The organism is Arthrobacter sp. CAN_A6, assembly GCF_015751715.1.
Classification (GTDB): domain Bacteria; phylum Actinomycetota; class Actinomycetes; order Actinomycetales; family Micrococcaceae; genus Arthrobacter_D.
Genome location: NZ_JADOUV010000001.1, coordinates 418,930 through 445,872 on the forward strand (window position 1 = coordinate 418,930; position 26,943 = coordinate 445,872).

The 26,943-nt window shown below is 62.5% G+C and carries 28 protein-coding genes and 3 pseudogenes; 17 read left to right on the forward strand and 14 right to left on the reverse strand.

Annotated features, from left to right (window positions below; all coding sequences use genetic code 11):
• Window positions 1-57 precede the first annotated feature (57 nt).
• Genes IWX75_RS02095 through mnhG form a run of 6 tightly spaced genes read left to right on the forward strand, consistent with a single transcriptional unit; the run spans window position 58 to window position 6,400 of the window.
• The gene (locus IWX75_RS02095; RefSeq protein ID WP_196820578.1) at window positions 58-3,066 is read left to right on the forward strand and encodes a Na+/H+ antiporter subunit A; all 3,009 of its coding nucleotides are present in this window, start codon (window positions 58-60) and stop codon (window positions 3,064-3,066) included.
• On the forward strand, window positions 3,063-3,569 hold the full coding sequence (locus tag IWX75_RS02100; RefSeq protein WP_196820579.1) for a Na(+)/H(+) antiporter subunit C: 507 nt from the start codon (window positions 3,063-3,065) through the stop codon (window positions 3,567-3,569). Before IWX75_RS02095 ends, IWX75_RS02100 begins: the two co-directional genes overlap by 4 nt.
• Complete coding sequence (locus IWX75_RS02105) at window positions 3,566-5,173, forward strand: Na+/H+ antiporter subunit D (RefSeq protein WP_196820580.1); 1,608 nt, start codon at window positions 3,566-3,568, stop codon at window positions 5,171-5,173. The genes IWX75_RS02100 and IWX75_RS02105 overlap by 4 nt, the downstream gene beginning before the upstream one ends.
• Complete coding sequence (locus IWX75_RS02110) at window positions 5,170-5,739, forward strand: Na+/H+ antiporter subunit E (RefSeq protein ID WP_196820581.1); 570 nt, start codon at window positions 5,170-5,172, stop codon at window positions 5,737-5,739. The genes IWX75_RS02105 and IWX75_RS02110 overlap by 4 nt, the downstream gene beginning before the upstream one ends.
• Window positions 5,736-5,993 carry a monovalent cation/H+ antiporter complex subunit F gene (locus IWX75_RS02115; protein ID WP_196820582.1) on the forward strand — a complete coding sequence of 86 codons (258 nt, stop codon included), beginning with the start codon at window positions 5,736-5,738 and terminating at the stop codon, window positions 5,991-5,993. The genes IWX75_RS02110 and IWX75_RS02115 overlap by 4 nt, the downstream gene beginning before the upstream one ends.
• A 2-nt stretch (window positions 5,994-5,995) precedes the next feature.
• Window positions 5,996-6,400 (forward strand): monovalent cation/H(+) antiporter subunit G, encoded by a 405-nt coding sequence (gene mnhG, locus IWX75_RS02120; RefSeq protein WP_442858938.1) that lies wholly within the window; start codon window positions 5,996-5,998, stop codon window positions 6,398-6,400.
• Between the two features lie 28 nt (window positions 6,401-6,428).
• On the opposite strand, the pseudogene IWX75_RS02125 reads toward mnhG, so the two are convergent.
• Window positions 6,429-6,690 (reverse strand): annotated as a pseudogene (locus IWX75_RS02125) (DUF4235 domain-containing protein).
• Between the two features lie 202 nt (window positions 6,691-6,892).
• Here IWX75_RS02125 and IWX75_RS02130 point away from each other — a divergent pair.
• The 4 genes from IWX75_RS02130 to IWX75_RS02145 all read left to right on the forward strand — a co-directional run bounded on the left by IWX75_RS02130 (window position 6,893) and on the right by IWX75_RS02145 (window position 9,240).
• A complete protein-coding gene (locus tag IWX75_RS02130) occupies window positions 6,893-7,108 on the forward strand; it encodes a hypothetical protein (RefSeq protein WP_196820584.1) in 216 nt (71 codons plus the stop codon).
• An 18-nt stretch (window positions 7,109-7,126) separates the two neighbouring features.
• The gene (locus IWX75_RS02135; RefSeq protein WP_196820585.1) at window positions 7,127-7,927 is read left to right on the forward strand and encodes a GAF domain-containing protein; all 801 of its coding nucleotides are present in this window, start codon (window positions 7,127-7,129) and stop codon (window positions 7,925-7,927) included.
• 105 nt (window positions 7,928-8,032) lie between these two features.
• Entirely contained in the window at window positions 8,033-8,638 is a 606-nt protein-coding gene (locus tag IWX75_RS02140) for a sigma-70 family RNA polymerase sigma factor (protein ID WP_196820586.1), read from the forward strand.
• Between the two features lie 140 nt (window positions 8,639-8,778).
• Window positions 8,779-9,240 carry a DUF4383 domain-containing protein gene (locus IWX75_RS02145; RefSeq protein WP_196820587.1) on the forward strand — a complete coding sequence of 154 codons (462 nt, stop codon included), beginning with the start codon at window positions 8,779-8,781 and terminating at the stop codon, window positions 9,238-9,240.
• Window positions 9,241-9,352: 112 nt separating this feature from the next.
• Here the strand turns inward: IWX75_RS02145 and IWX75_RS02150 are convergent, their stop codons facing one another.
• From IWX75_RS02150 to IWX75_RS02170, 5 genes are all read right to left on the reverse strand, one after another.
• On the reverse strand, window positions 9,353-9,961 hold the full coding sequence (locus tag IWX75_RS02150; protein ID WP_196820588.1) for a flavodoxin family protein: 609 nt from the start codon (window positions 9,959-9,961) through the stop codon (window positions 9,353-9,355).
• A gap of 139 nt (window positions 9,962-10,100) precedes the next feature.
• Window positions 10,101-10,772 carry a class F sortase gene (locus IWX75_RS02155; RefSeq protein WP_196820589.1) on the reverse strand — a complete coding sequence of 224 codons (672 nt, stop codon included), beginning with the start codon at window positions 10,770-10,772 and terminating at the stop codon, window positions 10,101-10,103.
• Between the two features lie 293 nt (window positions 10,773-11,065).
• On the reverse strand, window positions 11,066-11,845 hold the full coding sequence (locus IWX75_RS02160; protein ID WP_196820590.1) for a carbon-nitrogen hydrolase family protein: 780 nt from the start codon (window positions 11,843-11,845) through the stop codon (window positions 11,066-11,068).
• An 8-nt stretch (window positions 11,846-11,853) separates the two neighbouring features.
• The gene (locus IWX75_RS02165; RefSeq protein WP_196820591.1) at window positions 11,854-13,197 is read right to left on the reverse strand and encodes an APC family permease; all 1,344 of its coding nucleotides are present in this window, start codon (window positions 13,195-13,197) and stop codon (window positions 11,854-11,856) included.
• Window positions 13,163-14,086: a carbon-nitrogen hydrolase family protein gene (locus IWX75_RS02170; RefSeq protein ID WP_196820592.1), complete on the reverse strand. Its 924-nt coding sequence runs from the start codon at window positions 14,084-14,086 to the stop codon at window positions 13,163-13,165. Before IWX75_RS02170 ends, IWX75_RS02165 begins: the two co-directional genes overlap by 35 nt.
• A gap of 100 nt (window positions 14,087-14,186) precedes the next feature.
• Between IWX75_RS02170 and IWX75_RS02175 the strand changes: the two genes are divergently transcribed.
• Window positions 14,187-14,936: a FadR/GntR family transcriptional regulator gene (locus tag IWX75_RS02175; RefSeq protein WP_196820593.1), complete on the forward strand. Its 750-nt coding sequence runs from the start codon at window positions 14,187-14,189 to the stop codon at window positions 14,934-14,936.
• A gap of 88 nt (window positions 14,937-15,024) precedes the next feature.
• Window positions 15,025-15,936 carry an SRPBCC family protein gene (locus IWX75_RS02180; RefSeq protein WP_442858939.1) on the forward strand — a complete coding sequence of 304 codons (912 nt, stop codon included), beginning with the start codon at window positions 15,025-15,027 and terminating at the stop codon, window positions 15,934-15,936.
• A 343-nt stretch (window positions 15,937-16,279) separates the two neighbouring features.
• On the opposite strand, the gene IWX75_RS02185 is transcribed toward IWX75_RS02180, so the two are convergent.
• On the reverse strand, window positions 16,280-16,744 hold the full coding sequence (locus tag IWX75_RS02185; protein ID WP_196820594.1) for a DUF4383 domain-containing protein: 465 nt from the start codon (window positions 16,742-16,744) through the stop codon (window positions 16,280-16,282).
• 1,217 nt (window positions 16,745-17,961) lie between these two features.
• Here IWX75_RS02185 and IWX75_RS02190 point away from each other — a divergent pair.
• The gene (locus tag IWX75_RS02190; protein WP_442858940.1) at window positions 17,962-19,182 is read left to right on the forward strand and encodes a beta-ketoacyl-[acyl-carrier-protein] synthase family protein; all 1,221 of its coding nucleotides are present in this window, start codon (window positions 17,962-17,964) and stop codon (window positions 19,180-19,182) included.
• A gap of 202 nt (window positions 19,183-19,384) precedes the next feature.
• On the opposite strand, the gene IWX75_RS02195 is transcribed toward IWX75_RS02190, so the two are convergent.
• The 4 genes from IWX75_RS02195 to IWX75_RS02210 form a co-directional block, all read right to left on the reverse strand.
• On the reverse strand, window positions 19,385-20,194 hold the full coding sequence (locus IWX75_RS02195; RefSeq protein ID WP_196820595.1) for a YsnF/AvaK domain-containing protein: 810 nt from the start codon (window positions 20,192-20,194) through the stop codon (window positions 19,385-19,387).
• A 103-nt stretch (window positions 20,195-20,297) separates the two neighbouring features.
• The gene (locus IWX75_RS02200) at window positions 20,298-20,447 is read right to left on the reverse strand and encodes a hypothetical protein (protein ID WP_334684046.1); all 150 of its coding nucleotides are present in this window, start codon (window positions 20,445-20,447) and stop codon (window positions 20,298-20,300) included.
• Between the two features lie 75 nt (window positions 20,448-20,522).
• Window positions 20,523-20,708 (reverse strand): ANTAR domain-containing protein, encoded by a 186-nt coding sequence (locus tag IWX75_RS02205; protein ID WP_196820596.1) that lies wholly within the window; start codon window positions 20,706-20,708, stop codon window positions 20,523-20,525.
• A gap of 62 nt (window positions 20,709-20,770) precedes the next feature.
• The gene (locus tag IWX75_RS02210) at window positions 20,771-21,250 is read right to left on the reverse strand and encodes a GAF domain-containing protein (RefSeq protein ID WP_196820597.1); all 480 of its coding nucleotides are present in this window, start codon (window positions 21,248-21,250) and stop codon (window positions 20,771-20,773) included.
• Window positions 21,251-21,460: 210 nt separating this feature from the next.
• Between IWX75_RS02210 and IWX75_RS02215 the strand changes: the two genes are divergently transcribed.
• On the forward strand, window positions 21,461-22,237 hold the full coding sequence (locus IWX75_RS02215) for a GAF domain-containing protein (RefSeq protein WP_196820598.1): 777 nt from the start codon (window positions 21,461-21,463) through the stop codon (window positions 22,235-22,237).
• Between the two features lie 168 nt (window positions 22,238-22,405).
• On the opposite strand, the gene IWX75_RS02220 is transcribed toward IWX75_RS02215, so the two are convergent.
• Both IWX75_RS02220 and IWX75_RS17855 read right to left on the reverse strand, forming a co-directional pair.
• Entirely contained in the window at window positions 22,406-23,074 is a 669-nt protein-coding gene (locus tag IWX75_RS02220) for a substrate-binding domain-containing protein (RefSeq protein WP_334684086.1), read from the reverse strand.
• A gap of 36 nt (window positions 23,075-23,110) precedes the next feature.
• Window positions 23,111-23,224: pseudogene (locus IWX75_RS17855) on the reverse strand (helix-turn-helix domain-containing protein); the annotation flags it as partial.
• A gap of 249 nt (window positions 23,225-23,473) precedes the next feature.
• On the opposite strand from IWX75_RS17855, the pseudogene IWX75_RS02225 reads away from it, so the two are divergent.
• From IWX75_RS02225 to IWX75_RS02235, 3 genes and pseudogenes are all read left to right on the forward strand, one after another.
• A pseudogene (locus tag IWX75_RS02225) lies at window positions 23,474-23,986 on the forward strand (IS30 family transposase); the annotation flags it as partial.
• 219 nt (window positions 23,987-24,205) lie between these two features.
• Entirely contained in the window at window positions 24,206-24,526 is a 321-nt protein-coding gene (locus IWX75_RS02230; RefSeq protein ID WP_196820601.1) for a helix-turn-helix domain-containing protein, read from the forward strand.
• A 47-nt stretch (window positions 24,527-24,573) separates the two neighbouring features.
• Window positions 24,574-25,380: an IS3 family transposase gene (locus IWX75_RS02235; RefSeq protein ID WP_334684047.1), complete on the forward strand. Its 807-nt coding sequence runs from the start codon at window positions 24,574-24,576 to the stop codon at window positions 25,378-25,380.
• 292 nt (window positions 25,381-25,672) lie between these two features.
• Here the strand turns inward: IWX75_RS02235 and IWX75_RS02240 are convergent, their stop codons facing one another.
• Window positions 25,673-26,713, reverse strand: a complete 1,041-nt coding sequence (locus IWX75_RS02240) for an NAD(P)-dependent alcohol dehydrogenase (RefSeq protein ID WP_196820602.1) — start codon at window positions 26,711-26,713, stop codon at window positions 25,673-25,675.
• Between the last annotated feature and the right edge of the window lie 230 nt (window positions 26,714-26,943).

A 26,943-nucleotide genomic window follows, 5' to 3' on the forward strand; every position in this document is an offset into this window, starting at 1 on the left:
GGTAGAATGGTTATAAGCCTCCCCGACCGTCCTCCAATGGAAGATCAGGAAACCGACTTGCTCCCACTGCTGATCGTCCTGTTTGCAGTGGCCCTGGTGGCGCCGGTGCTGTTCCAGCGGATGGGCCGATCAGCTTTCTACGTACTGGGCTCAGTCCCCGCGGCGGGCTTCGCATGGCTCCTGGCCACCTACCCCCATTACACGCAGAGCGACCAGACGGCGACGGCGTCGATGCCGAATGCGCCGCCGTCGGTGGTCTACCCCTGGATTCCCAATCTGCAACTCGAGCTGGCGTTCCGGATGGACGCGTTGGCCGCGGCGCTCTCCCTCCTGATCCTCGGCGTCGGCGCGCTGGTCCTCTTCTACTGCGCCCGCTACTTCAAGAAGGATGATCCCGACATCGGGGCCTTCGGCGCGCAGCTCCTGGCATTCGCGGGCGCGATGTTCGGCCTGGTCACCGCGGACGACCTCATTCTCCTGTTCATCTTCTGGGAACTGACCACCATCCTCTCCTACCTGCTGATCGGCTACTCACGGCACCGCCTCGCGGCGCGCCGGGCAGCACTTCAGGCGTTGATCGTGACGACACTCGGCGGACTCACGATGCTGGTCGGGATCGTGATACTCGGGCAGACAGCGGGAACCTACCGGCTCTCCAAAATTATGGGCCGGTCGGAGGAGCTCCTGGCCAACGGTGCAGTCGTCGACATCGCTGTGGTGCTCCTGCTCGTCGGTGCGGTGACGAAATCGGCGCTCGTGCCGTTCCACTTCTGGCTTCCGGCCGCCATGGCGGCGCCTACGCCGGTGAGCGCCTATCTTCACGCGGCAGCGATGGTCAAGGCGGGGATCTACCTCGTGGCGCGCCTTGCGCCCGGCTTCTCGGAGTCCGCCTACTGGTTCGGTGTGCTGATGACCCTCGGCCTCGCCACCATGCTGATCGGTGGCTGGCGCGCACTGCGCCAGTTCGACCTCAAACTTGTCCTCGCCTACGGAACCGTGAGCCAGCTCGGGTTCCTGACCATGGTGGTGGGGCTCGGCGGGGCCGAAGGTGCCCTGGCAGGACTCGGACTCCTGCTCGCCCACGGATTCTTCAAGGCCACGCTCTTCCTGGTGGTCGGCATCATCGACCACCAGTCCGGAACGAGGGACATCCGGAAACTCTCCGGTATTGCACGCTCCGCCCCGTGGCTCGCCGTCATCGCCGCAGTCGCCGCGGCATCGATGGCCGGGGTCCCGCCCCTGTTCGGCTTCGTGGCGAAGGAATCCGTCTACGAAGCCTTCGTCCACCTCGCCGGTGTGGAGGGTCTGCCGGGCCTGCTCCTCCTCGTCGGGATCGTCACCGGCTCGGTCCTGACCTTTGCGTACAGCGCCCGCTTCCTGTGGGGCGGGTTCGCGCCGAAGAAGGACCAGGAGCCGACGCCCTTCAGGCGCGTACGCAAATCGTTCCTCTTCGCACCCGCCGTCCTGACCCTCGCCACCGTCGCTTTCGGTCTGTGGCCGGCACCCCTCGACGCCGCCGTCCAGCCCTACGTCTCACTGTTCGCCGCCCCGGAGGAGGAGCTGCACCTCGCGCTGTGGCACGGCGTCACACCCGCGCTGCTGCTGTCGGTACTGACCCTGGGGGCGGGAACCCTGCTGTTCCTGCTCCGCGACGCCATCGAGCGCGCCCAGGGCAGGATCCGTCCGGGGGTCGACGCGGAGCGCGCCTACCGGAACAGCATCGGAGTGCTCGACGACGTCGCGGTCTGGGTCACCGGCCGCACCCAGCGCGGTTCGCTCAGCTTCTACCTTTTCGTGATCCTCACCACGGCGATCCTGACGCCGCTGTCGGCGCTGATCCTGCTGGACGCTCCGATGCCCACGAGCTGGCGCTGGTTCGACTCCCCGGCGCAGGCGCTCGCCGGCGTCGTCATCATTGTCGGCGCGCTCGCTGCGCTGCGGGCCGACAAGCGGTTCATGGCCGTGCTCATGGTGGGGGTGACCGGGTACGGGATGGCATTGATCTTCGCGTTGCAGGGGGCACCCGACCTCGCACTGACCCAGACCCTCGTCGAGACGATCGTGCTGGTGGCCTTCGTCCTTGCCCTGCGCTCGCTGCCCGCGCGGCTGTGGAACCGGGACCCCAGTCGACAGCGACTGTTGCGCGCCGGCCTCGGAATCGCTTTCGGCGGAGTCATGGCAGTTATTGCGATGGCCTCGATGGCATCGCGCAACGCGGCTCCCGTCTCGCTCGCATTTCCCGAGCTCGCCTACGACGAAGGCGGTGGCGAGAACGTGGTCAACGTCCTCCTCGTGGATATTCGGGCCTGGGATACCTTCGGTGAGGTATCGGTCCTGACGATCGCCGCAACCGGTATCGCGAGTCTCATCTTCATCCGCGGCAGGGGAGACAAGCGGCGGCGGGCCGAGGGCGTCGAGTCGGGGACGGTGGACCGTGGTCAGGAACCGCTGACCCGCACCGGGCGCGAGGAAGCGGCACTTGCGCTGGCCAAAACCTTTGCGACGGTCTCCAGGGATGCCTGGCTGGTCGCCGGCCGGACCCTCGCCCCGGAACGGCGATCGATCATTTTCGAAGTCGTCACCCGGCTGCTGTTCCACTCGCTCATCATTCTCTCGGTGTATCTGCTGCTGGCGGGCCATAACCTCCCCGGCGGCGGCTTCGCGGGGGGACTCACTGCTGGTCTTGCCCTGACGGTGCGGTACCTCGCGGGCGGCCGGTTCGAACTGGCTGAGGCGAGCCCCGTGAGTGCAGGCCTGCTGTTGGGTGCAGGCCTCGCCACGGCGGCGCTCACCGCCGTTATGCCGCTTGCGTTCGGGGGAGCAATCCTCCAGAGCTATATCTTCGAATTCGCGCTGCCCGTCTTCGGCGACATCAAGTTCGTCACCTCCACCGTCTTCGACATCGGTGTCTACCTGATCGTGGTGGGTCTCGTGCTCGATGTCCTGCGCAGCCTCGGCTCGGAAATCGACGAGCGCAGCGAAGGCCAGGAGAGGGTCGAAGAGCAGGGGTCGCTCAAGGGCCGCCACAGGAACCGTACGGAGACAGGGGAGGGGATTGTCCAATGAGCGTCAACATCACGCTTTTGATCGTCATGGCGGTCCTTTTCGCAGCCGGCGTGTACCTGATCCTCGAGAGGAGCCTGACGCGGGTGCTCCTTGGCCTGATCCTGCTGGCCAACGGGGCAAACATCCTGTTGCTGTCCACCGGAGGCCCGGCTGGCCAGGCACCGCTCTACCAGGAAGGAACGCCCGCGGAAGCCTACTCGGACCCGCTTCCACAGGCACTGATCCTCACGGCGATCGTCATATCCTTCGCCGTCACGGCCTTCCTGCTGGGCATCATCTACCGCTCCTGGGTGCTCGGGCGGCGGGATGACGTGCAGGACGACATCGAGGACCGCCGCGTGGCGGGCCAGAGCAGCTTCGACGCCGAGGATGACGCCGACGTGCCAGTGGAAACCACGGAGTTCACGGACCAGGGCACCGATCCAGACACGATCCAGGAAGCCGAGGAGCGACCGGGCTCGCAGCGGCCGGGTCTGTTGAACAATTCGAGGGAGGCGCAGTGAACGTAGCTGACCTGGCGCCGCTGGCCGTCATCCTTCCGTTCCTCGGAGCGGCGGTGGCGTTCGTCCTGATCCGTCATTCGCGCTCGCAGCGCGCGGTGAGTATCTCGACCCTGAGCGTCACCCTCCTGATCGAAGTGCTTCTCCTGCTCAATTCGCCCAACGGTACGCATGCCGTCCGGCTGGGCGGCTGGGACGCACCCTTCGGAATCACGCTCGTGGTGGATCAGTTCTCGGCACTGATGCTCGTGGTGTCCTCGGCGGTGAGCCTCGCCGTCCTGATCTACGCGACGGGACAGGGCACCACCGATGGTGACGAGGACGGACCCGTCTCGATCTTCCATCCCACCTACCTGATCCTGGTGGCGGGGGTTTCCAACGCCTTCCTGTCAGGCGACCTGTTCAACCTGTACGTGGGCTTCGAGATCCTGCTGACGGCGAGCTATGTGCTGATGACCCTTGGTGGGACGACGCCGCGCATCCGTGCGGGTGTGACCTATGTCGTCGTCAGCGTGGTGTCCTCCATGTTGTTCCTCATTGCGATCGCCATGATCTACGGCGCCACCGGCACCGTCAACATGGCGGACCTCGCGGTGAAACTCGAGGACGTCGACCCCGCCACCCAGCTGATGCTCCACCTCATGCTGCTGGTGGCGTTCGGGATCAAGGCGGCCGTGTTTCCGCTGTCCTTCTGGCTCCCCGACTCCTACCCGACCGCTCCTGCTCCGGTGACAGCCGTGTTCGCAGGCCTCCTCACCAAGGTGGGCGTCTACGCCATGGTGCGGGTCGAAACGCTCCTGTTCCCCGGCGACCGCATCAACACGCTGCTCATGGTGGTGGCGTTGCTGACCATGCTCGTCGGAATCCTCGGTGCCTTGGCGCAGTCGGACATCAAGCGGCTCCTGTCCTTCACCCTGGTCAGCCATATCGGCTACATGGTCTTCGGGCTGGCGATTTCGACCCGTCTCGGGCTCGGCGCCGCGGTGTACTACGTGGCCCACCACATCACCGTGCAGACGAGCCTTTTCCTGGTCACCGGTCTGATCGAGCGGCGCGGCGGAACGGCGAACATGGACCGGCTCGGCGGACTCGCAAAACTCTCGCCCGTCCTCGGGGTGCTCTTCTTCCTTCCCGCGATGAACCTCGCGGGAATTCCTCCGTTCTCCGGGTTCCTCGGGAAACTGGGCCTCATCCAGGCCGGCGTCGAGCTCGGGACGCCGCTCGCCTTCGTGCTGGTTGCCGGCGGTGTCCTGACGAGTCTGCTCACGCTGCTGGTCATGGCACGAGTGTGGAATCGCGCGTTCTGGCGGCGCCCCACGGATGCAATGCACCCCGATCCGATCCTGCTCGCGACCAAGGAGGACGGCTCCCGGCTGCGCACCTCGCGCCATGTGGTGGGTAAGTCCTCGGGCAGGTTCGCCGGGCGCAGTCCCGTGCTGCTCCTGCCGAAGACGATGGTGGGGCCCACCGCGGGTCTCGTGGGGCTGGGCCTGGCCCTGACCCTGCTGGCAGGCCCGCTGTTCACCCTCAGCGACCGTGCCGCGCAGGAGATGCTGGACCGCACTCCCTACATCGACGCGGTCCTGGGAACGGAGGGGCCACAGTGACCCGGCAGCGGATTCCGCTGATCACCGAACTGCCCCTGGTGATCTGGCTCGTGATCGTGTGGGGGGCGCTGTGGCAGGACTTCAGTGCGGGCAACCTGATCTTCGGCGCGGTGATCGCCTACGGAGTGGCGAACGTGTTCTACCTTCCGCCCGTGGAACTCAGCGGCAGGTTCAACGTGTTGTGGGCGCTGCCCTTCGCTGCCCGGTTCCTGGTCAAGCTGGTGGCGGCGAGCGTCGAGGTGTTCTGGCTCGGCGTGTCGAAGGGGCCGCGGCTCCGCAATGCGGTGGTCGCCGTCCAGCTGCGCAGCTCGTCGGATTTCCTCGTCACCGCGACGGGCCACGCCCTGTCCCTGATTCCCGGTTCCCTGGTGCTCGAAGTGGACCGCTCGACGTCCACCCTGTACCTGCACTGCCTGAACGTCAACTCCGACGACGATGCCGCCGCCATCCGCCGTGACGTCCGTGCCACCGAAGCCTGGCTCATCCGCATCCTGGGGACGAAGGAGGACCTGGCACTGTTGCATGCCGAGGACCGTTTCGCGCGGGAGAGGGAGGCCGGGCGATGATCGCCGTGACGTATGTGGTCGGCCTGATCCTCGCGCTCGCCGCCGCGTGTGCGCTGTACCGGGTGGCACGGGGTCCTTCGATCCTCGATCGCGTCCTTGCAGTCGACGTCATACTGGCCATCATCGGAGCGGCGCTCGCCACCCGGATGGTGGTGACCGGGAATCTCGACAACCTGATCTTCCTGGTGGTGGCATCCGTGCTCGGCTTCGTCGGCTCGGTTGCAGTGGCCCGGTTCGTCACGGACAGGAAATGATCATGGACAGTCTGCAACCCGTGCTCGACGTCGTCGTTGCCGTCCTGCTCATCAGTGGGGCCCTGATGTCCCTGGCGGCGGGCATCGGCCTGGTTCGGTTTCCGGACCTGTTGTCGAGGATGCATGCAGCCACCAAGCCCCAGGTGCTGGGGCTTCTGCTGTTCCTGCTTGCCCTCGCGGTGGAGTTCCGCAGCTGGGCCCTTGTCCCCGTGCTGCTGGTCTGCTGGATCTTCCAGCTCCTCACCAGTCCGGTCTCAGCGCACATGGTGGGCCGCGCCGGTTACCGGACACGGCACATGCGCCGCGATCTCCTGACGATTGACGAACTCGACGACGTGGTGGAAAAGGCAGCCCGCCAGCGCGAAGGCGGGTCGGAGGGAAGGGGAGTCCAGCCGGGCCCCGACTGAACGCCCCCCGAGTTGCGTCCGTTGATGCTCAGGTGAGTCCGCGTGTCCGTGCGAAACGATCGATGGCCTGCTGCGTGGTGCGGTTGGTGAGGACCTGGATGGTGGTGCTGACAGCCCCCGAGATAATCGCGAATACCAGCGCGGCGCGGAGGGTGTTCTCAAGACCGTCCTTGCTCTTGGGGGGGGGCTTCGCCGGTGACTTTATGCCAAATGACATCCACGAGCTTGGTGCCGACGAACCCGGCACCCACGCTCAGACCGGCTCCGAGGATTTTGAAAAGAATCTGCATTGCGGTGTCTCCTTTTGTCTGCGTTTTCCTTCGCCCAGCCTAGCCTTGCTGCCATTGTGACGGGTAATAGCCACCCAGCGCGGACGGATACTTTATGCTCTTCTCGAGGGCTCATTGAGACTGCGCAGTATCGGCTTGCCTGGAGCTCTTGTTGCTGTTCCTCCTTCGATGTTCGGTACTACTACGGAAGGCTTGGCGAGCCATGAACAAAGACGATTTCCACCGGATCCAGGTGGCGGCGGCGGACAAGGAAGCCGCGGCTTTCGAGTTCGACCATGCTGCACTGAACCTCGAGGAGGCGGTGGCCGCGGCCCTGCGCCACGGTGAGGATGCCATGCTCATCGCCGAGGCTGCGGACCTTCCAGGCTCCGAGGTGCTTCAATTGAAGGGCGGGTTGGAGAGCGAGCCCGAGCTTTGAGGAAGAGGGGGAGTTGTCATGGATGCAAACCGACAGCACTGGTTCACCGTTGAAGCCGCATCCCGGCCCGGCGTCGACCACGGTGACGTGTGGCTGAACTACATCAGCATGGGCGGAAGCTGCGGCGATGTCGAAGTGGCAGCCTATCTGAACGGACTACTGCTTCTGGATTCGATGCAGCGGGACCTCCTCGCCCATGCGGTCAACGAACTGCTCGACGATATTGCCTCCCCTGACTGCCGTGCCCACTACAGCTCCGAAGCTGTGGCCCTTGCTTCGGGTTACGCGGCGGACAGCTTCCGAAATGACACCTGCCCGAACTTCCCACTGGTTCAGTGCGCATCAGAAGAGGCGGAGATCCAACGGCTGGACTCCCTTCGGCAGACAGGGCTGCTGCATACCCCGGCTGAGGAACGCTTCGATCGGATCACGCGACGGGCCAAGGACCATTTCGGCGTCAGCTCGGCGTCGATCGCCCTGATCGGCGAAGAGGATCAATTCATCAAGTCCGTCTCCGGGCCCATCGGCCAGAACGTGCCGCGCGAAATCTCCTTCTGCAACGAAACCATCCGCTTCGCCCGCATGATGGTCGTCGACGACGCCCTGCTCGACCAGCGGTTCACCACTAACCCGCTTGTCATGCAAGCACCGCATATCCGTTTCTACGCCGGGCATCCCCTGACGGGGCCGGGCGGCTGGAGGATCGGGACGCTGTGCGTCATCGACGACAAGCCCCGGACCTTCACCAAGGAGGACGAGGACGAATTGCGCAGCCTGGCAGGTCTGGTCCAGTTCGAACTGAGTTCCCCATCTCAGTAGTGCAACGCTTGGCTTCCTCTGGTGTTACCCATGTGACTCCTGTGTAGTATTTGGTCACGAGCGTCCTTATCGCGTACCACTGAGTTGCTGGGAAAGGTAGGTTCGATGTCCCAGCCCAGCAGACTCACTCCTGATGCGGACACGTCGATGCACACCCTCGAAAACCTGATTCGACGGGTGGGTGACGGTGAGCAGGAGGCGTTCGAGGCCCTGTACGAGCGCACCTCGCGTCGAGTATACGGATTGGCCTTGAGGGTTCTGCAGAATTCCGCCATGGCTGCGGAAGTAGCCCAGGAGGTCTACCTGTTGGTGTGGACGACGGCCCGGACGTACGATCCATCCCGCGGCTCCCCACAAAGCTGGCTTTTCACGCTCACTCATCGCCGGGCGGTCGACCGCGTGCGGAGCGAGCAGAGCTCACGGGAGCGGGGTGCCCGCCACGCACAGGAAGTGTCTGCACTCAAGGTGGATTCGGTGGATGAAACCGTGCACCACACGATCATGACCGAAACGCTGCGGTCATGTCTTTCATCGCTCACCGTCCGCCAGGCCGAAGCAGTCACCCTCGCCTACTATGACGGTCTGACCTATGCCCAGGTGGCCGACCGGCTCGGGCTGAAATTGCCTACGGCGAAATCACGTATCCATGGCGGCCTGGCCCGGTTGCGGGCGGCGATGGAGCAGCAGGGGTACAACGCACAATCCCGTTAGCTGTACCGGACCGGAATGCACTGCGTTGGAATTACCCGGCAGCGCCCAATCCGGGAGTCTTCGGAGACCGAATAGTGCTCTGATAGCAATCAATGCATCCTGCAGACATTACTCGTGCAGCAATCATCAGGAGAAGCACCATGACCACAACATCGAGGTCCCGCTCCGGGGCAAAAAGTAATATCCAAAAGGCGGCAGCCGCTGTTGCGGCTGTCTTCATTCTTGTCGGAATTCTCGGGTTCATCCCAGGAATCACCACGGACTACAGCCAGCTGGGCTTCGCGGGACACGGATCCGGTGCGCTGCTATTGGGCTTGTTCCAGGTTTCCATCCTGCACAACCTGGTTCACCTGCTTTACGGCCTTGTCGGCCTCGCCTTGGCCCGCACTTCCCAGGGCGCGCATTCCTACCTGCTGTACGGGGGAGTGATCTACCTGGTCCTCTGGATTTACGGACTGGTCATCGACCTGCAGTCGGCAATGAATTTCGTGCCCCTGAATGCCGCCGACAACTGGCTCCATCTCTTTCTCGGCATCGGAATGATCTCCCTGGCATTCCTTCTCAAGGGAAAGAAGGCTACACGCGGCACCCGTAGCGCATGATTCCACAGTATTGAAGAATGAAGGGGAAGCCTCCGACTTCCCCTTCATTCTTCAATACGCCCCACCGGTCAATAGTTGTTGGTGCATTCCGGCGGCATTTTCAGGATTGACCTCACTTCGCGGGGTACTGCTGCTCCCGCAGTATCCGCGCGAGGTGAACGGCGTTGCGTGCCAGTCCGGCGTTGGTGGATGCCACCGGTTCCGGAACCTGATCGAGATCCTTGAAATCCACAGTCTGCATGGCCTCGCCGACCCAGTAGGTTCCACCCTGGGCGGGCAGGGTGAATCCCACGTCGTTGAGCCCCTGCATCATGTCGGCAATGGTCTTGTGGGCACCGTCCTCATTGCCCACCACGGCAACCGCCGCCACCTTCCCGTACAGAATGGGCCTGCCCTGCTCGTCGGTCTCGGACAACTCGGCATCGAGGCGTTCCAGGACCTGCTGGGCCACGCTCGAGGGATGCCCCATCCAGATGGGCGTGGAGAGAATGAGGATGTCGGCAGCAAGGATCCTCCGGCGCAGCGCCGGCCATTCATCTCCACCCCCCATGTCCGTCAGGACTCCGCGCTTGACGTCGTGATCAACCACCCGCACCAGGGACGACTCCACGCCATATTCTTTCAGCTGGTCGAGAATGTGGTGTGCCATGAGCTCGCTGCTGGACGGTTCCGGTGATGGGGTCAATGTGCAGACGAGGGCGATTGCTGAGAGGTCTGTCAAGGAAAATCCTTCCGATGCGGCTGATCAAGCGTGGCGGTGTGAAAATTCTTGGTGCTGAGCATGCGCATCAGTCGGTAGCGGGACCGGGGACGATGACCATGCCATTCCGTCCGGGACCGTACCCTCCACTGCGGTTGGGTTAGACAACCAGCTTCGCGTAAACGACGTAGTTGTCATCGAACTCGCCGGTGTCCGGGTCGTAGCCGTCGCAGGTGATGAGACGCAGTTCGGACCCGGCGGTGTTGCCGTAGACCGTCTGGGTGGGGAAGGCGTCCTTGGGGTACTGTTCCCCGCGGTCGAAGACGAAGGTGGCAGTAGTACCGTCTTCCCGGACGACCTCAATGGTGTCGCCGGCCTTGAGGCTGCGCAGGTCAGCGAAGACTCCCGGGCCGCCGTCGGTGGCGTTGACGTGTCCGAGGAGGACTGCGGGACCCCGTTCGCCGGGAGTGGGGGAGTCGTTGTACCAACTGGCAGGTGCGCCGGGGCCGTCCGGCGGGACTTCGAGCGAGCCGTTCTCCCGGAGGCCGAGACTGAGGAGCTCGGATCCCGCGCCGATGGAGGGAATGGTGAACGATGCCGGGGCCGATTCCGGCAGCACCGGCGACTGGGTGGGCGCTGGCGCGGGCGTTACCGGCGCGACGGGTGCGGTCGTCGGCGAGGGGGCCGGCGTCGTAGGTGTGGCGGAGACGGTCGACGACGTGGTCGCGTCGCCTTGCGTCTGGGCATCTGTGGCGCAGCCGGTGAGTATGAGAAGGGCGACCGCCGCAGAGGCCGCGAAACTTCCGCGGCGGGCGCTTGGTGAGCCAATCATGGAATCCATTACGTCCGATCAGTTCATTGGGTATGGACATTATGCCTTGGCGATACTGCACCGACCGGGATGATTCCGGCGGTTGCCGCCACGTAGTGCTCTTGCACATTCTTCGAAGCAGCCGGCTTCCTGGATTGGTTGACGAGCCGGGTAATCAGCGAGTTCGCCGGGCCGATACCGGTAGTGGGCGCTCCTGATCAACGATAGCCCGCGGGCCGACGGTGTTCGCTCCTCACTCCTGTTGAAAAGTCGACCACTGTAGGGGCTGAGCCTTCTATCTGAAGCTTGGAAGCTCAGAGGCGACGTTGTTGCGCGAGAGGGAAGCGCTGCCTTGTCTCGGTGATGCGTTCTAGGGGCAGGTCGGTGGTGCGCATCTCGGGGCCGGTGCCGCACTGTTCCAGGACAGCTCCCATTGGGTCGGTCACGAGACTGCGGCCGATCGATATTGGTTCTGCCTGTGAGACTGCGACCACGAAGATACCATGATCCAGAGCTCGTGCTTTGGCAAGGGTGTTCCACTGGTCGGGTTTCGCGGCTCCTGGTACCCACGATGACGGGGCCAGCAGTACGTCTGTTCCGGCGTCGGCAAGAGAGCGCGCCAGTTCCGGGAATCGCAGGTCGTAGCACGTGAGGATTCCGAACACAATGCCGTCGACCGTGAAGGTTGCTGGTCTTAGGTCGACGGCGGGTTTGATGTGCCGGGATTCCTGAAAGCTTTGGCTGTCGAACAGATGGATCTTCCGGTAGAGCGCGAGATGCTCTCCGTCCTCGCCCAGAACAATGATGGTGTTGAATGCCCGATCGGGTTCATCCGAGGTTTCGACAATTCCCGCCAGGATGACCAGCTGGTGTGTCCGGGCAATCTCTGCCAATCTCCCGGACACGGGGCCGTCGAGTGGTTCCGCGGCGTTGATGAAACTGCTGTCCACGCGAGGTTTCTCGTACGTGGAGTATTCAGGGAACACAATCATCCGGGCACCGGCGCGTGCTGCCTGTGAGGCCATGTCCTCCATGCGGGAGAGGTTTTTTTCAGTGTCCGGCCCTGAGTCCAGTTGTCCGAGCGCTATACGCATGGTTCCACTTATACCGTTGCTTTCTCGGTGTCCACCATTTCCGGTGGGGCACTGCGGAACCCGCGGGTAATTACACCCAGGACCACTATGCCAAGAGCCAGCCAGATGAGGCCGAGGGTGATCGCAGTGGAATCGAGTCGGGTCAATAGGAACGCGTCGACGGCTGCGCCGATGGCGGGGACCACGAGGTAGGAGACCGGGTTGAGTCGCGTGCCGATCTTTCGTTGCCGCAGGTAGTGGGCGATGACGGCGACGTTGACGAGCGTGAAGGCGGTGAACGCACCAAAGTTGATGAAGGACGTCGAGGTTGCGACGTCAAGGAACACCGCGGCCATTCCTACTGCGCCGGTGATGACGAGGTTGAATACTGGAGTGCGGAACGTCGAGTTGAGGTAGCCGAACACCTTGCGTGGCAGGACAGCGTCGCGTCCCATCGCGTAAAGCAGCCGTGAGGCACTGGCCTGGGCAGCGAGTCCTGAGGCGAACTGCGCGACGACCAAGCCCGCGAGGAATATCGCGGCGAAAAGTTGACCGCCGATTTGCAGTGCGATGTCCGATGCCAATGAAGCGGAATCCGCGAACGTTCCTCCAGGCCGGATGAGCTGGGTGATGTAGGAAACGGAGACGAAGATCGCGCCACCGATCAGCGCGATCAGCATGATGGCCCTGGGCATGGTCTTTTTGGGATCGATGGTTTCCTCGGTGAGGGTGGTGACGGCGTCGAACCCAAGGAAGGAATACGCGGCGATCGCGGCGCCGGCGGCAATCGTGCTGATGTTGGAGGTGTCATTGAAGAAGGGTTCGGGGCTCACGAGTGCCCCGGTGCCGGCAGTACCGACAAGGGTTCCGATCGTCAGGGCGACGAAGATGAGGATGACCAGCAGTTGGAAGGCCATCAGCAGGTAGTTGGCTTTTTCAGCCACTCTGATACCGACAACGTTCAGGACGGTGGTAATCAGTACGAACCCGAAAATCCAGAAGCCGATCGGCACGCTGGGGAACTGGGCGTTGAGGTAGGACCCGCCGATCAGCCAAATCACCATTGGCAGGAACAAGTAGTCCAGCAAAATGGCCCATCCGACAAGGAATCCGACGCGCGGCTCGATGGAGCGCCGGACGTAGGTGTAGGCAGACCCGGCCACCGGGTACGCAACAGCCATGCGGCCGTAGCTGTGCGCGGTGAAGAGCATCGCGATGAGCGCCAGAAGGTAGGCGGCCGGCGAAGCGCCGCCTGTGGCTTCGGCAATGACGCCGAAGATCGCCAGGACGATCAGGGGGGTGAGGTAGGCCAGCCCGAAGAGGACGAGCGAGGGCAGCTTAAGCGTTCGGGTGAGGTTCGGTGTCTGCAGCATGGGTTGTTCCTGACTGGGAATGAACCTGGGGGAGCCAGGTAGAGGGATCGATGCGGCCCGCGTAGACGGGCAGTTCGATGGGAGTTTCATGGCTGCGGAACTGTGACCACATGCGGTTCAACCCGGCCGTGCCGTGTGTTCGGACATGCTCAACCCGGGCAAGGTCCAGGTGAGCGGAAAGGAGCCCGGGAGCATCGCCGTCGAGCCTGTGGGTGATGTTGCCCTCGGGATCCACGATGATGCTCTGGCCGCGCCCTGTCGGGCCGGCGCAGTTCACGCTGACGATGAAGACCTGGTTGGTGATCGCACTGGCCCTGGCCAGGACGAGTTCGTGGTCCCGGTCTTCCGTGGTCGTCTTGACGACGTTGAGGATTACCTCGGCGCCCATCCATGCCAGTTGGCGGCTCACTTCGGGAAACCATGCGTCGTAGCAGATGGACAGCCCTACCCGCCCGAAGCCTTGAAGGTCCACCGTGATGAATTCCTCTCCGGGGTCGTAGGGTTCAGAGGGACGCCACGGAAAGACCTTGCGGTAGCTTGCTGCTAGTTCGCCCTCGGGTGAGAGAACGAGTGCCGTATTGAAGAGCTGTCCATGGGGCCCGCGTTCGCAGATACTTCCCGGTACGAGCCAGACCTCGAGGTCCCCTGCCACCTGCTGAAGCTCACGCACGAGAGGCCCGTCGAGCGGTTGCGCCGAATCCTGCAGAGCCTCAGTGCGCTGCCGATCGGGATATCCGTCACCGAAGAGGTGTAGTTCCGGAAAGACCACCAGCCGCGAAGCAGGCTCGTCCCGCAACGCAGTTGCAACCTCCTCAGCGAACGCCGAGACCGGCTCCCCAATCCTGCGGGGCTCGGCCTGTACCGCTGTAAGCGGTAATAGAAGCGACATGGAACGACACCCTGCCTTCGAAAGTGATGGGACCCACGTAATATTAGCTCATTTTGAACTAATAACAAGGTATGGGTAGATACGCCGTTAGGGTTGGTCCATGGAAACCGCACCGACGCCGCAGCAGGAGGGCGCTGACCTCGGGGGAGCGGTTTTCTCCGGTATCGGTCGGCGGAGTGCTATTGATGCTGTGCGCGCCCGGATCGCGATGGCGATCGAGCTGGGATTCCTGCAACCCGGCGAAAGGCTGCCGGATCAGACCGACATCGCCCTGGGACTGTCCGTCAGTTCGATGACCGCGCGGCGCGCGATGACGAGCCTGGCCGAACAAGGAGTGGTCCGCCGCCAGCGGGGGCGCGATGGAGGAACCTTCGTCGCAGACGAACCACCTCAAGAGGCCCTCAACCGGCTCCTTCCCGCTGGCGTCGACGCAGCAGCCGTCCACGCACTGGTCGACAAACGGATGCTCGCCGAATGCGCCGTCACCCATTTCGCCGCCGTCCATCGAACCGACGAGGACCTTGCCCGGCTCGAAGCCCTGACGAACGAAATGGCGGACGCACAGAACTGGTCGGAGTATCACCAGGCTGACAATCGGTTCCACCAGCTCGTCGCCGAAGCCTCACACCTTGGACCGGCCATCGAGGTCTACAACACCGCGCTGACCGAGCTGTACCAGCACTTCATTCCCTACCCGATCAATGCCCTACACCGAGCGAACCAGGACCACATCGCCCTCGTAACAGCCCTCAGGCGCAACGACATCATCGAATCAGTGGAAATCGCTCAGGCACATGTCGACGTCCTCCACCGCACCATGTTCATGGAACTAGCCAAACGAACACCATGAGACTGCTAACCATCTCGTAAGTCGATGCCTGAGCGCGATGGTCAGAGCTGCGAATTCATGCCTACACCCGCGTCGCCGCATCGACCATATGCCCCTCTGGTCATACGAGAACGATCATGGCTATGCTAAGCATGCTGATGATCTCGGTCAGTTACTCGTATCGTTCGTTCTACTCGAAGGAGACACTATGAGCACGAAGATCGAAAAATCTATTGTGGTCGACGTTCCGGTCAGCACTGTCTATAACCAGTGGACCCAGTTCGAGGAATTCCCCCAGTTCATGAGCGGGGTCAAGAGCGTCTCACAGCTCAGTGATGACCGACTTGAGTGGGTTGCCGAGATCGGGGGTGTCCGCCGGCAGTGGGAAGCGAAGGTTTTGGAGCAGGTACCGGATCGCAAGGTTTCCTGGGCCGCGACCGAGGGAGCGACGAACGCCGGATCGGTGTCGTTCGAGGACATCGCAGGCACCCAGACGCATGTGCACTTGTTCCTTGAATACGAGCCAGAAGGCTTGCTGGAAAAGGCTGGCGACAAATTGAATGTCGTAGAGAAGCAGGCCGAGGGTGACCTGGACAGGTTCAAAGCCTTCATTGAGCATGAAGGTTACGCGACCGGGGCGTGGCGTGGTTCGGTCAATGAAGGTGTCGGAGCTGGACGACCAGGGGTTGAAGACGCCGCCGCGTCACGCGGCGACAAGGGCAAGGCCGGCGTGTCAGGAAAGGTTGCTGCCGGCGTGGGATTGGCCGCCGCAGCTGCCGCGGCGGTCGGAGTCGCTGCAGCCAAGGGCAACAAGGAAGACAAGGAAGACACTGCCGTCCCCGAGGACACCGCCACCGAAGTGGAATTCACGCCAGTGACCCCTGCGGTGGTTGTGCCGGACGCGACGCCGATGAGCGATGTGCCTGGTGAAAGCTCGCAGCCCGGGAACCTCACTACGCACAAGACGACCTCGGCGAATCCTGTTCTCGATAAGGACAAGCCCGCAGGAGGGGTGGTCTAACCACGCTCCGATGGCCGCCGGGCTTTCCCTATAAAAAGGAAGCCCGGCCGGTAGCTGACGGCATCGAAGGATTTCGACAGGTCGCTGGTGACGGGGTGAACGCCGATCACGATCAACCTCCCAACTCCGAGAGTCTCCTACCGAAGGATCTGCGGACCACCTTGGTTAACATCTTCCAAGCCCCACCACCGCAACCCCTATCCCGGGTCCGAGGCTCCAGTCCATTCCACTGACACCAACGCAAGGGGCGGGAAGGCTGTTCGCCTTCCCGCCCCTTGCGTTGAGGTCTATTCCACTGATGCAACCATGCCCACCAGCGACGTCGACCCGTGGCCGGTGCGTATCAGTGGGCGGTGTGGCTCCGGTCGCGGTCCTTGGTGCGGGTCAGTGCAAGCGCAAGGGCGATCATGCCAATGCCGAGGAACAGGTGCAGCCAGTTGTCGGCGCCGTTGAGTGGAACGAAGTTCGCGGCCGAGTCCATGTCGATGAGCAGTCCGTAGATCCAGAGGACGAGGTAAATAATTCCGCCGTAGAGCAGGTAGGAGCGGGCCCCACTGATCGTGCGGGCCATGGCGATGCCGGCGATGCCGAAGAGCAGGTGGACGAGGTTGTGCAGGATCGATACCTGAAACAGGCCCAAGAGCAGCGCGCCGGATTCATGACCAGCGAAGCCTAGCTCCTCGTACGGGGCTGTTATGCCGGGAATGAATCCAAGGACGCCGACGAGGAGAAAAACCGCCCCCACGGCCAGTGCCGCTTTTTGGACATTGGTTTTCTCTCCCGGACGGGATGTGTGCGTATTAGTCATGATGCTCCTGTGACGGGTGGTAAGCGTGTGAATTTCGATCGTATCCCCGCCCAAAGCATTATCGACGATGAAAGCTCAAGTGTCGCCGATCGACAAGCACTGCTGAAGGGAATAGCGTGCCCGACAGACTTAGTCGGGTGCAAACGGATGGCGGTCTTTTTTCGGAAGAAGGTTGCCTAACTGCTCATGCAGGAGAGATGACCCTGCACCTGCAGGACATTCAGCCGTGGGTGGTTTGTGGCACCACGGGGTGGATGATCGAGAGTCGGCGTGCTCTTGACCAGTGGCCACTTCAGGCCGTCGGAAGGCTTTCGGCGTAGCGAAGGGTTAGGTACGTATGTCAGCCGGGATGCAGTCAGCGGCCGTCCACGAGCTGCCGGACCGTATACACGTTGTGAGCGGGCCAGCTAATGAGGACTTCCTCGGCAAACCGGTTCGCGTCCCGACCGAAACGGCCGGTATGCCGGTCCTCTAATTCAAGCAGCGGACTGAGCTGGTGTCGGGTAATCCGCCCCGAGCGCGTGGAGTTCACGTCGTGACACCGACCGATCACAGCAGGAGCCGGTGAGCTCGTAACCAGAGTTCATGGTCCTTCAGGGCTGTCTTGATCCGCTCGACCGTGGGAAGGCCCGTGAAACCATCAGGAGTTTGATCGAAAGCGGTGTCCACCGTGTCAGCTGATGTCGTGATGTGTTTCCGCTCCGGTCACCGGCTTCTGCCGAGCGCAGGACCGGGCCCGTGTATTGGCCGGACGAGCCATTGAGGAGAAGGTTCTGGCGGAGTCGGTGCAGAAGCAACGCAGTCTGCCGAAGGTCGGGGAGCTGGATGCGGCGCGACTTTCATAACTCGACATGGCAATGCCGTGTCGGGGAATCGTCTGGTGGGTGCTGATGGGTAAGCGGCCGGTCAAGGGGCAGGTGCCCCGGAGATTCTCTTGGAGGGCGTTGGGCAGCAGGGGTCCAATAGATAGGGACTGTGGAACGTATCTAGCAGAGGGCACTTCCGACAGTCGGTGCGGGGTTGCGGGGTGCTGCGATGAATGTCTTGCAACCCTTCATTGTGTAGCAACCCCTCCTGGGGTGTTTCCTGGATTATCGGTATCAGCCGGCTTGAAGGCAGATGCCAAGTCGTTTGATGCCATCCCGGATGCGTGTTCGCCCAGATGTGGGCAAGGTGCCACTTTTTCATCGATTCTTACAGTAGAAGGACGGGTTCCTGTGGTTGCGAATGCTGTTGGGGTGGTGGTGACGGGTATGGGGGCCATGACTCCAGTCGGGGATACTGTCACCCAGACGTGGAAAGCGCTGTTGGAGGGTCGGTCAGGAATCGTGCGGTTGAACCAACCGTGGGCGCAGGAGTTACCGGTGCGCGTAGCCGGGCTCGTCGCGGCGGAGCCCGCTGCTGTGCTCTCGATCAGGGAGTACCGGCGGATGGATCGTTGCGGTCATCTGGCGCTTGTCGCATCCCGTGAGGCATGGTCACAGGCAGGCCGGCCGGAGGTTGATTCTGATCGGCTCGCGGTGGTGATCGGGTCCGGTTACGGCGGTCTGGGCACGGTGGTGGCTCAAACCCGGGTCCTGGATAGTGGCGGCCCGCGCCGGGTGTCTCCGCATACGGTGACCCAGGTCATGGCAAATAGTCCTTCGGCGTGGGTATCGATCGATGTCGGCGCCCAGGGAGGCGCCCGCACTCCCGTAAGCGCGTGCGCCTCCGGTGCTGAAGCGATCGCCCAGGGTACTGAGATGATCAGGTCCGGTGCAGTGGACGTCGTTGTTGCTGGGGGAGTCGATGCCTGTGTGAACGAGTTGGCGATCAGTGGTTTCGCTCAGCTCCGGGCGCTTTCGACGAGCGAGGGTGACCCGGCGGGGGCTTCGCGGCCTTTCGATCGGGACCGGAATGGTTTCGTGATGGCCGAAGGGGCCGGCATCGTTGTCCTCGAGCGGGAGGAGTTCGCTCGTGCGCGGGGAGCGGAGATCCTCGGTCGGATTGCCGGGGCTGCCGTCACATCCGATGCGGGAGACATTGTGGCAGCTGACCCGGAGATGCAGCAGCGCGTCATGCGCAAAGCTCTTACGGCAGCGGGTATTTCGACATCGGATATCGGCTTCGTCCACGCGCACGCTACGTCGACGCCGATCGGTGATCTTTTCGAGGCAGGTGCCATCACTGCGGTGCTCGGAAATCAGGTGCCGGTCACCTCGACCAAGTCCATGACAGGGCACTTGCTGGGAGGAGCCGGAACCCTTGGTGCGATCGTGACCATTCAGGCCCTCCGGACAGGAATGCTTCCAGGCACGCTCAATCTCAGGAATCCCGACCCAGCGATCAGCCTCAACCTCATCAAGACCACGACCGAATGCGCCCGAGCCACCGCTGCCATTACCAACGCCTTTGGATTCGGCGGCCACAGTGCAGCCCTCATCATCACTGCCGCGTGAAAAGCCTTCCCGTCCTGTTTCATGAAGATGTGCTATGACCCAAGCGGGTGAGGAGGCGCCAGGTGGGGGTGCACCAACCGGACGACGGCGGCAACGGCGTCGGAAAGGAAGCGCGACCTACCGAAGTCGATCGAGCGTCGCTCGACAACGAGCCTGCCGGCCTCGACCCCCACTGTGCCGGCATACGATGACCCCGCGACTCCTACGGCTCGACGCGATCCGTCTCGATGACTTCCTTGCGTACCTGGCCGCTCACGACTTCGTCCCGCGTCTGCACATCACGGCGTGCTCGGACGCGTTCGATGGGGACCACATCCATTTCAACGCGCGGCTTCTCCTCGTACAGGACCAGCTCGACGACGTCGCCGCTGAAGGCGGTCTCCACAGCGGCGTACAGCTGCTCGCGATCGGCATCCGTGGAGAAGCCCTTGCCGTCGTCGTAGTGGGTGGCGTTGTCCGTGACCGGCACGCGCTCGATGACAAGCTCCTCGCGCCGGATCTGCACCGTCATCGTCACGTCCTCGATGACCACACGCTTAACCAGGCGCACACGCTCCGTCTCCCGGAGCTCGGTACTCACCCGAAGCTGCTCCTCCGAGCGTGTCATTGCACCGTCACCTTCATATCGCGATGAGCGGTTCCCGCGCGCAGTGTTCGCCTTCGTGCGCTCAGCGGCGTCGGCGTTCTCCTTGGTGGCCATCAGACCGTAGTAGCGCAGCAACTTCTGCTCTTCCTCGGGGCTGAGGTGGCCATCCTGGGACATTTTCGGGGAGTCGTACACCTTGGCATGCGTGTAGGGGAGGCGGACATCCTTGCCATCCAGGGTGGCTCCCTGAAGCGGCGCGAAGGATTCGGGACTGCTGACCGAGTGTGTTGCAACGGTGATCCAGCTGGGATCACCGGTGGCGTCGTCGACGTAGAGCCGGCCCATAGGGCCAAGCACTGCACCGTCCTCGCTCAGTACGCTGGCGCCAGTGGTCATGGAGTCCTGCATTTGTTCAAGCGTAATCATGATGGCCTTATCGAAAGAAAGATCAGCGGAGTCAGAACAGGGTACGACGAAGACTTCACCTACCCCGGTTACATCCCACGATCCTCTCCGTACCCGCAAAGAATCAAGGACTACCCGCCCGGGGTGCGATCGACATGAGCGTTACTTGCAGGTGCTTGCCCGTCCAGGCAACGCGGCGATAATCGGTGTTTTCCGTCGTAGCGCTCTCGATGTCGAATGCGTTCGGCTCCGGTTCATTGCCGGTGATGTCCATGACCGGCAATCTGTACCAATCCCCGAGGAACACCAAGGAGGGCAATCGACCGCTGAAGATCGGACAGGACCGCGTTCAGTTGAAGTGGGTTTTTGCGGGGGTGGTGCCGATGGAGGCGACGAGCTGCTCGGCCAGTGCGCGGAGTTTGATGTTCTGGCCGTTGGAGGCACGCTGCAGAATTTCGATGGCTTCCTGCGGGGTGCACCTGTTCTGGGCGACGACGATACCTACTGCGATATCGATATTGGTTCGTGATTCCATGGCGGCCCGGAGGTGAGCGGAGGTTTTTTCGTGGGCCGCCAGGCGCAGCGCCAGTTCCAGGGTCAGTGATACATCAGCGGCGTAGGTTTCGACCTGCTCGATGATCGACGGGTGAAGGTGTTGGGTTCGCGGGCATACAGGTCGACGGCGATGCCGCCATCGTTGCCGGGGATCAGGGGCACCCCAAGGAGTGAGTGATAACCATGGGTTTTGACGGCGTCGAAGTATTTGGGCCACCGGGTGTCGGTGCGGCTGTCATGGACGACGGTGGTGGCGCCGGTCCTGATGGCGTGGAGACTGGGGCCTTCTCCGTATCCGTACTGCACTTCATTGAGGGCCCTGGCCCCGGGGCTGCTGGAGGCAACCGTGGTGGCCTGGTTATCGCGTAACAGGGTCACTCCGCACAACACCCCGACGGGGCCTTCCACAATGCTTGCAGCCTGGCCGGCGAATCCTTCCAGGAACAACTCCAGGGTGTCCGAGGTCAGGATCAGGCGCTGCAGCCGCGCCGCTACCGAAACGTCCCCCGTGTTTTCTTCCACCCGCACAGTCTAGAAGATCACGATGACGCCCATCGCGGAGCGCCGCCGGCTCTCACCACGGCAACACAGTAGACCCTGCTGGAATTTCCCTCGCTGCCCCCAGAGGTGTGCGATACGCTCGGAAGGTAAGCTTGCTGATCATTGTTCAGTCCCTGAGTGGAGTGCTGGTCCGGTTCGGGAAGGCCCTAACAGCGAAGTGGAAGTTCCGTCGTGGATGAGCGAACCCAGCAAGACCGGACCCGTGCAGCGCTCGTCGAAGCTGCCCTTCCAACGGAAGAACTTTGGGTCAGCTACTTCGGGCTCGGCGGCTCCCTCTCGGAGTTCGAGATCGACGCCTACCTCAACGCCATGCTGGCCCTGCCCGCACTGGAGCGTGACCTCCTCGCCGCGGCGGCCAACGAACTGCTGGAAGACACCTCCTTGGCGGTGCGCGTGCCTCCCAGTGAAGATGGTGCACCACAGTATCTACCCGAAGAGGCTCGTCGTCTGTTGGGCGCCGCTGGGGCGTTCCTGCTCACTTCTGCAGAAGCTGAAGAGGAACGACTGGAGGCCCTGACGCGGACGCAGCTGCTGGATAGTCCGAATGAAGAGCGATTCGACCGGATCACCCGACAGGCCAAGGAACACTTCCACGTCAGTACGGCGATCGTCTCCCTGATCGATGACCACCGGCAATTCCTCAAATCACTGATCGGGCCGTTGACCCAGAATGTGCCGAGGGAAATCTCGTTCTGCAATGCCACCATCCGCAACGCGGGTCTCCTCGTGGTCAACGACGCCCTGACCGATGCACGATTCGCCACGAATCCGCTCGTCACCGGGGAACCCTTCATCCGCTTCTACGCCGGCTACCCCCTCCGAGGACCCGGTGGCTGGACCATCGGAACCCTGTGCGTCATCGACCAAGAGCCCCGCACTTTCACGGTAGAGGACGAAAGGGCCCTGCGGGAACTTGCGACAGCCGCCCAACACGAAATCGACTCCTGACCGACTGCGTCGCGCCCGTTCCGTGAGGCCTGCAACCGGTCAAAGTAGAGGTGAGGCATGCCGATGACGTGCACCATCACGAACATCGGGCTTCCGGGTCCGCCTGCGGTTGGACGCGGCGTGACCTTCACAACTCGACTGGGCAATTGCGGATGGGGTAGCCGTTCGTCAGGTCCTACTTGCCGCCAGAAAAGCTTGGGTGGCCGGACTCACCGGCCCGGGGCGGTGGATGAAGTCAACGGACAGGGCTTCGGTGATGTCCAGGTCTCGCACCGTAAGCCCCGAGGCTTCAGCCAGGCCTCGCCAGGATTCAGCCACGACTGCCACTCCCACTCCGGCCAGGACCAGTGGCAACAAGGCTTCCCGATGCTCGATTTCCACTACAGCTTTGCTGCCCTCTGCTGATGCAAGGACCACTTCTGCTGCCCTGCGCATGCCTGTGCCCACTTGTCCCACGATCAGCCGAGCCCCGGATAGGTTTGCCGGCCGTATCGGCGTAATACTTGCAGGCAAGCTGGTCGTATCCCTTCCGACGCAGATGTAGCGCTGCGTCTGTATCGGGTGAACAGTGAGCCCGGGAGGTACGGGCATGGTTGTCGGACGGGCGATCAGGCCTAGTTCCGCGTCCCCCAGCCTGAGGGCCGACACCACGTCGTCCGTGGTAGCCGCAGCCCTCACCGCAATGTGCACACCAGGGTGGTGGTGAAGAAACCGCCCTACCAGCGGCGCCAGAGGACTGACTGCTTGGGAGGGCATGCAGCTGATGACCATGCGGCCGCTGCGTAAACCGTCCACCGCGTCCACCAGTGATCGCGCCAACTCCGTCCCGTGGAGCACATCCCGTGCTGCCGGAACGAGCGCCTCTCCCGCCGGTGTCAGGATCAGGCGCCGCCCGACCCGATGAAATAGTGAAGTGGACAGGTCCTGCTCCAAATTGCGTAAGGCCTGTGAGATCGAGGGTTGCGCAATCAATAGAGCCTCTGCGGCCGGATTGAACTGCTCACCGGGCGTGAACTGCTCACTGACTGGCTACTAGCAACCACTGCCTTACACCTCTGGTGCCTCGACTGCATCACTGCGGACAAATTCACCAGCCCGACCGGTGAGTATTGGTCGTCCCCGATTCATTCTGCAGCTTCACTGTCCCGAGAGCGGATGCTTGGGTTCTTGCGGTGATTGCAACACTTAGCGAATGGGTGTGGGCGACTACGCGTTCAGTTCCCCGATGAGTTGGAGATGCGGGTGTCACCGGAGACCATTTACCAGTCCCTCTAGGTGCAATCCCGCGGTGCGCTGAAGTGTGATCTGACCGCATGCTTACGCACGGGGAGGGCAGTTCGGCAGCCCTGCCGGAAGGCCGGGCAGCGTAGGAACCGCGTCCCGGACATGATCAACATCTCCGAGCGCCCTAAGGAGGTCAAAGACCGGGCGCTACCCGGCGACCGGGAGGGCGATCTCATCATCGGCAAGGGAAACCTGTCCGCGATCGGAACCCTGGTCGAGCGGAGCACCAACTACACGATGCTCATCCACCTGCCCGATGGGTACAAGGCCGAGCAGATGCGCGACGCGCTCACCAGGAAGATTCAGACCCTGCCGGAGGCGTTGCGGCACTCCCTGACCTGGGACCAGGGAGCCGAGATGATGGACTGGAAGGCCGTAAGGATGGACGCCGACATCGAAATCTACTTCTGCGACCCGCACTCACCCTGGCAGCGGGGCATCAACGAAAACACAAATGGCCTCTTGGAGTGGTCCCCGGAAGTTGGACACCTAATTTAGGGTTCTTCTTCAGGAAGTAGTCACATGTATTTCAAAGGCGCGTTGAGTCACTCCGATGCGGTGTCGGCGGTCGAGTTGTTCGAGGAAGGACTGAGTGCGAAGTCCGTCGCGCTTGCTCTTGATCTGGCACCCAATTCTGTCCAAATGTTGTATGAACGATGGCAGGTACGAGGAACGGGTGCACTGATGACACGAGACCGTATGCAGTACGACCTCGAGACCAAGCTCTTGATCGTGCGCCGTCATCTCCAAGGCGCCTCCGGACGTGTCCTGGCCAAGGAGTACGACCTTCCCTCACCTGGCACCGTCACGAACTGGGCGAAGATCTACCGACGCGATGGTGAGGACGGGCTACGTCCGAAGAAACGGGGCCGACGACCGGTCGCTCGGGAGAATCCTGTCCTTGAGAGCGAGGTCGAGCAGCTCCGCAGAGAGAACGAGCGGTTGCGTGCGGAGGTGGCGTACCTGGGAAAATTGCGGGCCTTGGGATCACAGCAACGACGCTGAAAGTCCAAGCGATCAATGATCTCAAGGCCCACCACCGGTTACCGCTCTTGTTGGAGTTGGCGAAGCTTCCCCGCTCCACGTTCTACGACCACCGCACCCGGCTCACCCGGCCGGACCGGCACGAGGAGCTCAAAGAGGCCATCCGTGAAGTCTTCGCCCAGGGGCGCAGCGCGTACGGGCATCGACGCGTCCTGGCCATGCTGCTGCGGCAGGGTTGGACGGTGTCCAAGAAGACCGTCCTGAAGCTCATGCGCGGGCTCGGGCTGCAAAGCCCGGTACGTCGCCGGCGCAGATACAACTCCTTCCGCGGTGAAGTCGGTAAGACGGCTGAGAACCTCTTGAACCGCCAGTTCGAGACCGCGACCAAACACACGAAATGGGCCACCGACGTCACCGAGTTCACGGTCGGAGCCGCCAAGGTCTACGTCTCACCGGTTCTTGATCTTCATGACAACCGGATCGTCTCCGTCATGGCAGGTCCGTCTCCGAGCGTCAAAATGGTCACCGACGGTCTCCGCGCCGCGATCCGCGGTCTCGGCCCGGATGAGCGACCCCTCGTCCACTCAGACCAGGGATTTCAATACCGGCACCCGCACTGGCAGAACACGCTCCGTGACGCCGGACTGACTCAATCGATGTCCCGGAAGGGCACCTGTCTCGATAACGCTTCCATGGAAGGGTTCTTCAGCCACCTCAAAGAGGAATGGTTCCGGATCCAGCAACCAGACACCATCGAGCAATTCCACACCGGGCTCACCGAGTATCTCCAGTGGTGGAACAGCACCCGCATCCAACAAAGACTCGGCTACCTCAGCCCCGACGAGTACCTCGCCCACAACCCCGCTACCGCGTAACGTTCAATTACGAGTCCAACATTCGGGGACCACTCCACTCGTAAGGCAGTACTTCCCGACTTGTATGGGCTTGAGCGTCCAAAGCGAAGCGGACCTCGACTGGGTAGCCCAGGAACTCAATGATCGACCCAGGAAATGACTAGGGTTTCAGAAGCCGATCGAACTGATCGAAAACCTCCTGTTGCAATGACCGCCAGAATCCGCCGATGCTCCACCGGGTCGTGAGTTGGGGGTTTTGGTCGATCGGCCTCTCAGGACGGGGGCCGACAACCAGTCACCTGTTGCTGGTTGTTCAGAGCGTTGAGGTGTCGATGACGAAGCGGTAGCGGACGTCGGAGGCCATGACGCGTTCGTAGGCGTCGTTGATTTTGTTGGCTGGGATGACTTCGATTTCGGCGCTGAGGTGGTGTTCGGCGCAGAAGTCGAGCATTTCCTGGGTTTGCTGGATGCCGCCGATCATCGAGCCGGCGAAGGACCGGCGACCGGCGATGAGCGCGAACGCATTCACAGGGAGCGGTTCCGCCGGCGCACCGACGTTGATCAGAGTGCCGTCGAGGGTCAGCAATTGCAGGTACGCGCTGATGTCGATCGAGGCGCTGACGGTATTGATGATCAGGTCGAAGGTGCCTGCGAGGGTTTCGAACGTTCCGGGGTCGCTGGTGGCATGGTAGTAATCCGCGCCGAGACGCAGTCCGTCTTCCTGCTTTTTGAGCGATTGGGACAGGACGGTGACTTCGGCGCCCATTGCGTGGGCGAGTTTGACGGCCATGTGGCCGAGGCCGCCGAGTCCGACGATCGCCACTTTCTTGCCGGGACCGGCGCTCCAGTGGCGCAGCGGTGAGTAGGTGGTGATGCCGGCGCACAGTAGTGGGGCGGCGGCGTCGAGTTCGAGGCTGTCCGGGATTCGGACGACGAAGTTTTCGGTCACGACGACGTGGGTGGAGTAGCCGCCCTGGGTGATGGTCCCGTCGCGATCGACAGCGCCGTAGGTGCCGGTGTTCCCTTTTTCGCAGTACTGTTCCTCGCCCTTGCGGCAGTTGCTGCATTTCCCGCAGGAGTTGACCATGCAGCCGACCCCTACGCGGTCACCGACAGCGTAGGTGGTGACCTTGGGGCCGACCTCTGCGACGACGCCGGCGATTTCGTGGCCCGGGGCCAGGGGGTAGGACTGGGGTCCCCAGTCGCCGCGGACGGTGTGGATGTCGGAGTGGCAGATGCCGGCGAACTTGATATCGATCAGCACATCGTGGGGGCCGACGTCTCGGCGTTCGATGGTGGTGCGGGCCAAATCCTCTGTCGCGGAAGGGGCGGCGTAAGCGTTAACGGTAAGCATAAATCTCCTAATTCAACGATGGATGGATGGTTTGCCATGGAGGGGCGTGTTTGCTTGTTGTCTACTGCTTCGGGGGTGCTGTGTGGTGCCCATGAACGCGATGACAAGCGCGGTGAGGTCGAGCTTTGTCCTGACGAGTGAATGAGCCGTTCCATTGTAGTGGCCGATCAGGAGAATACCCATCGTGCCCACGGCGAACGACGAGCTTGAAGGAGACGTCGAGCATGGAA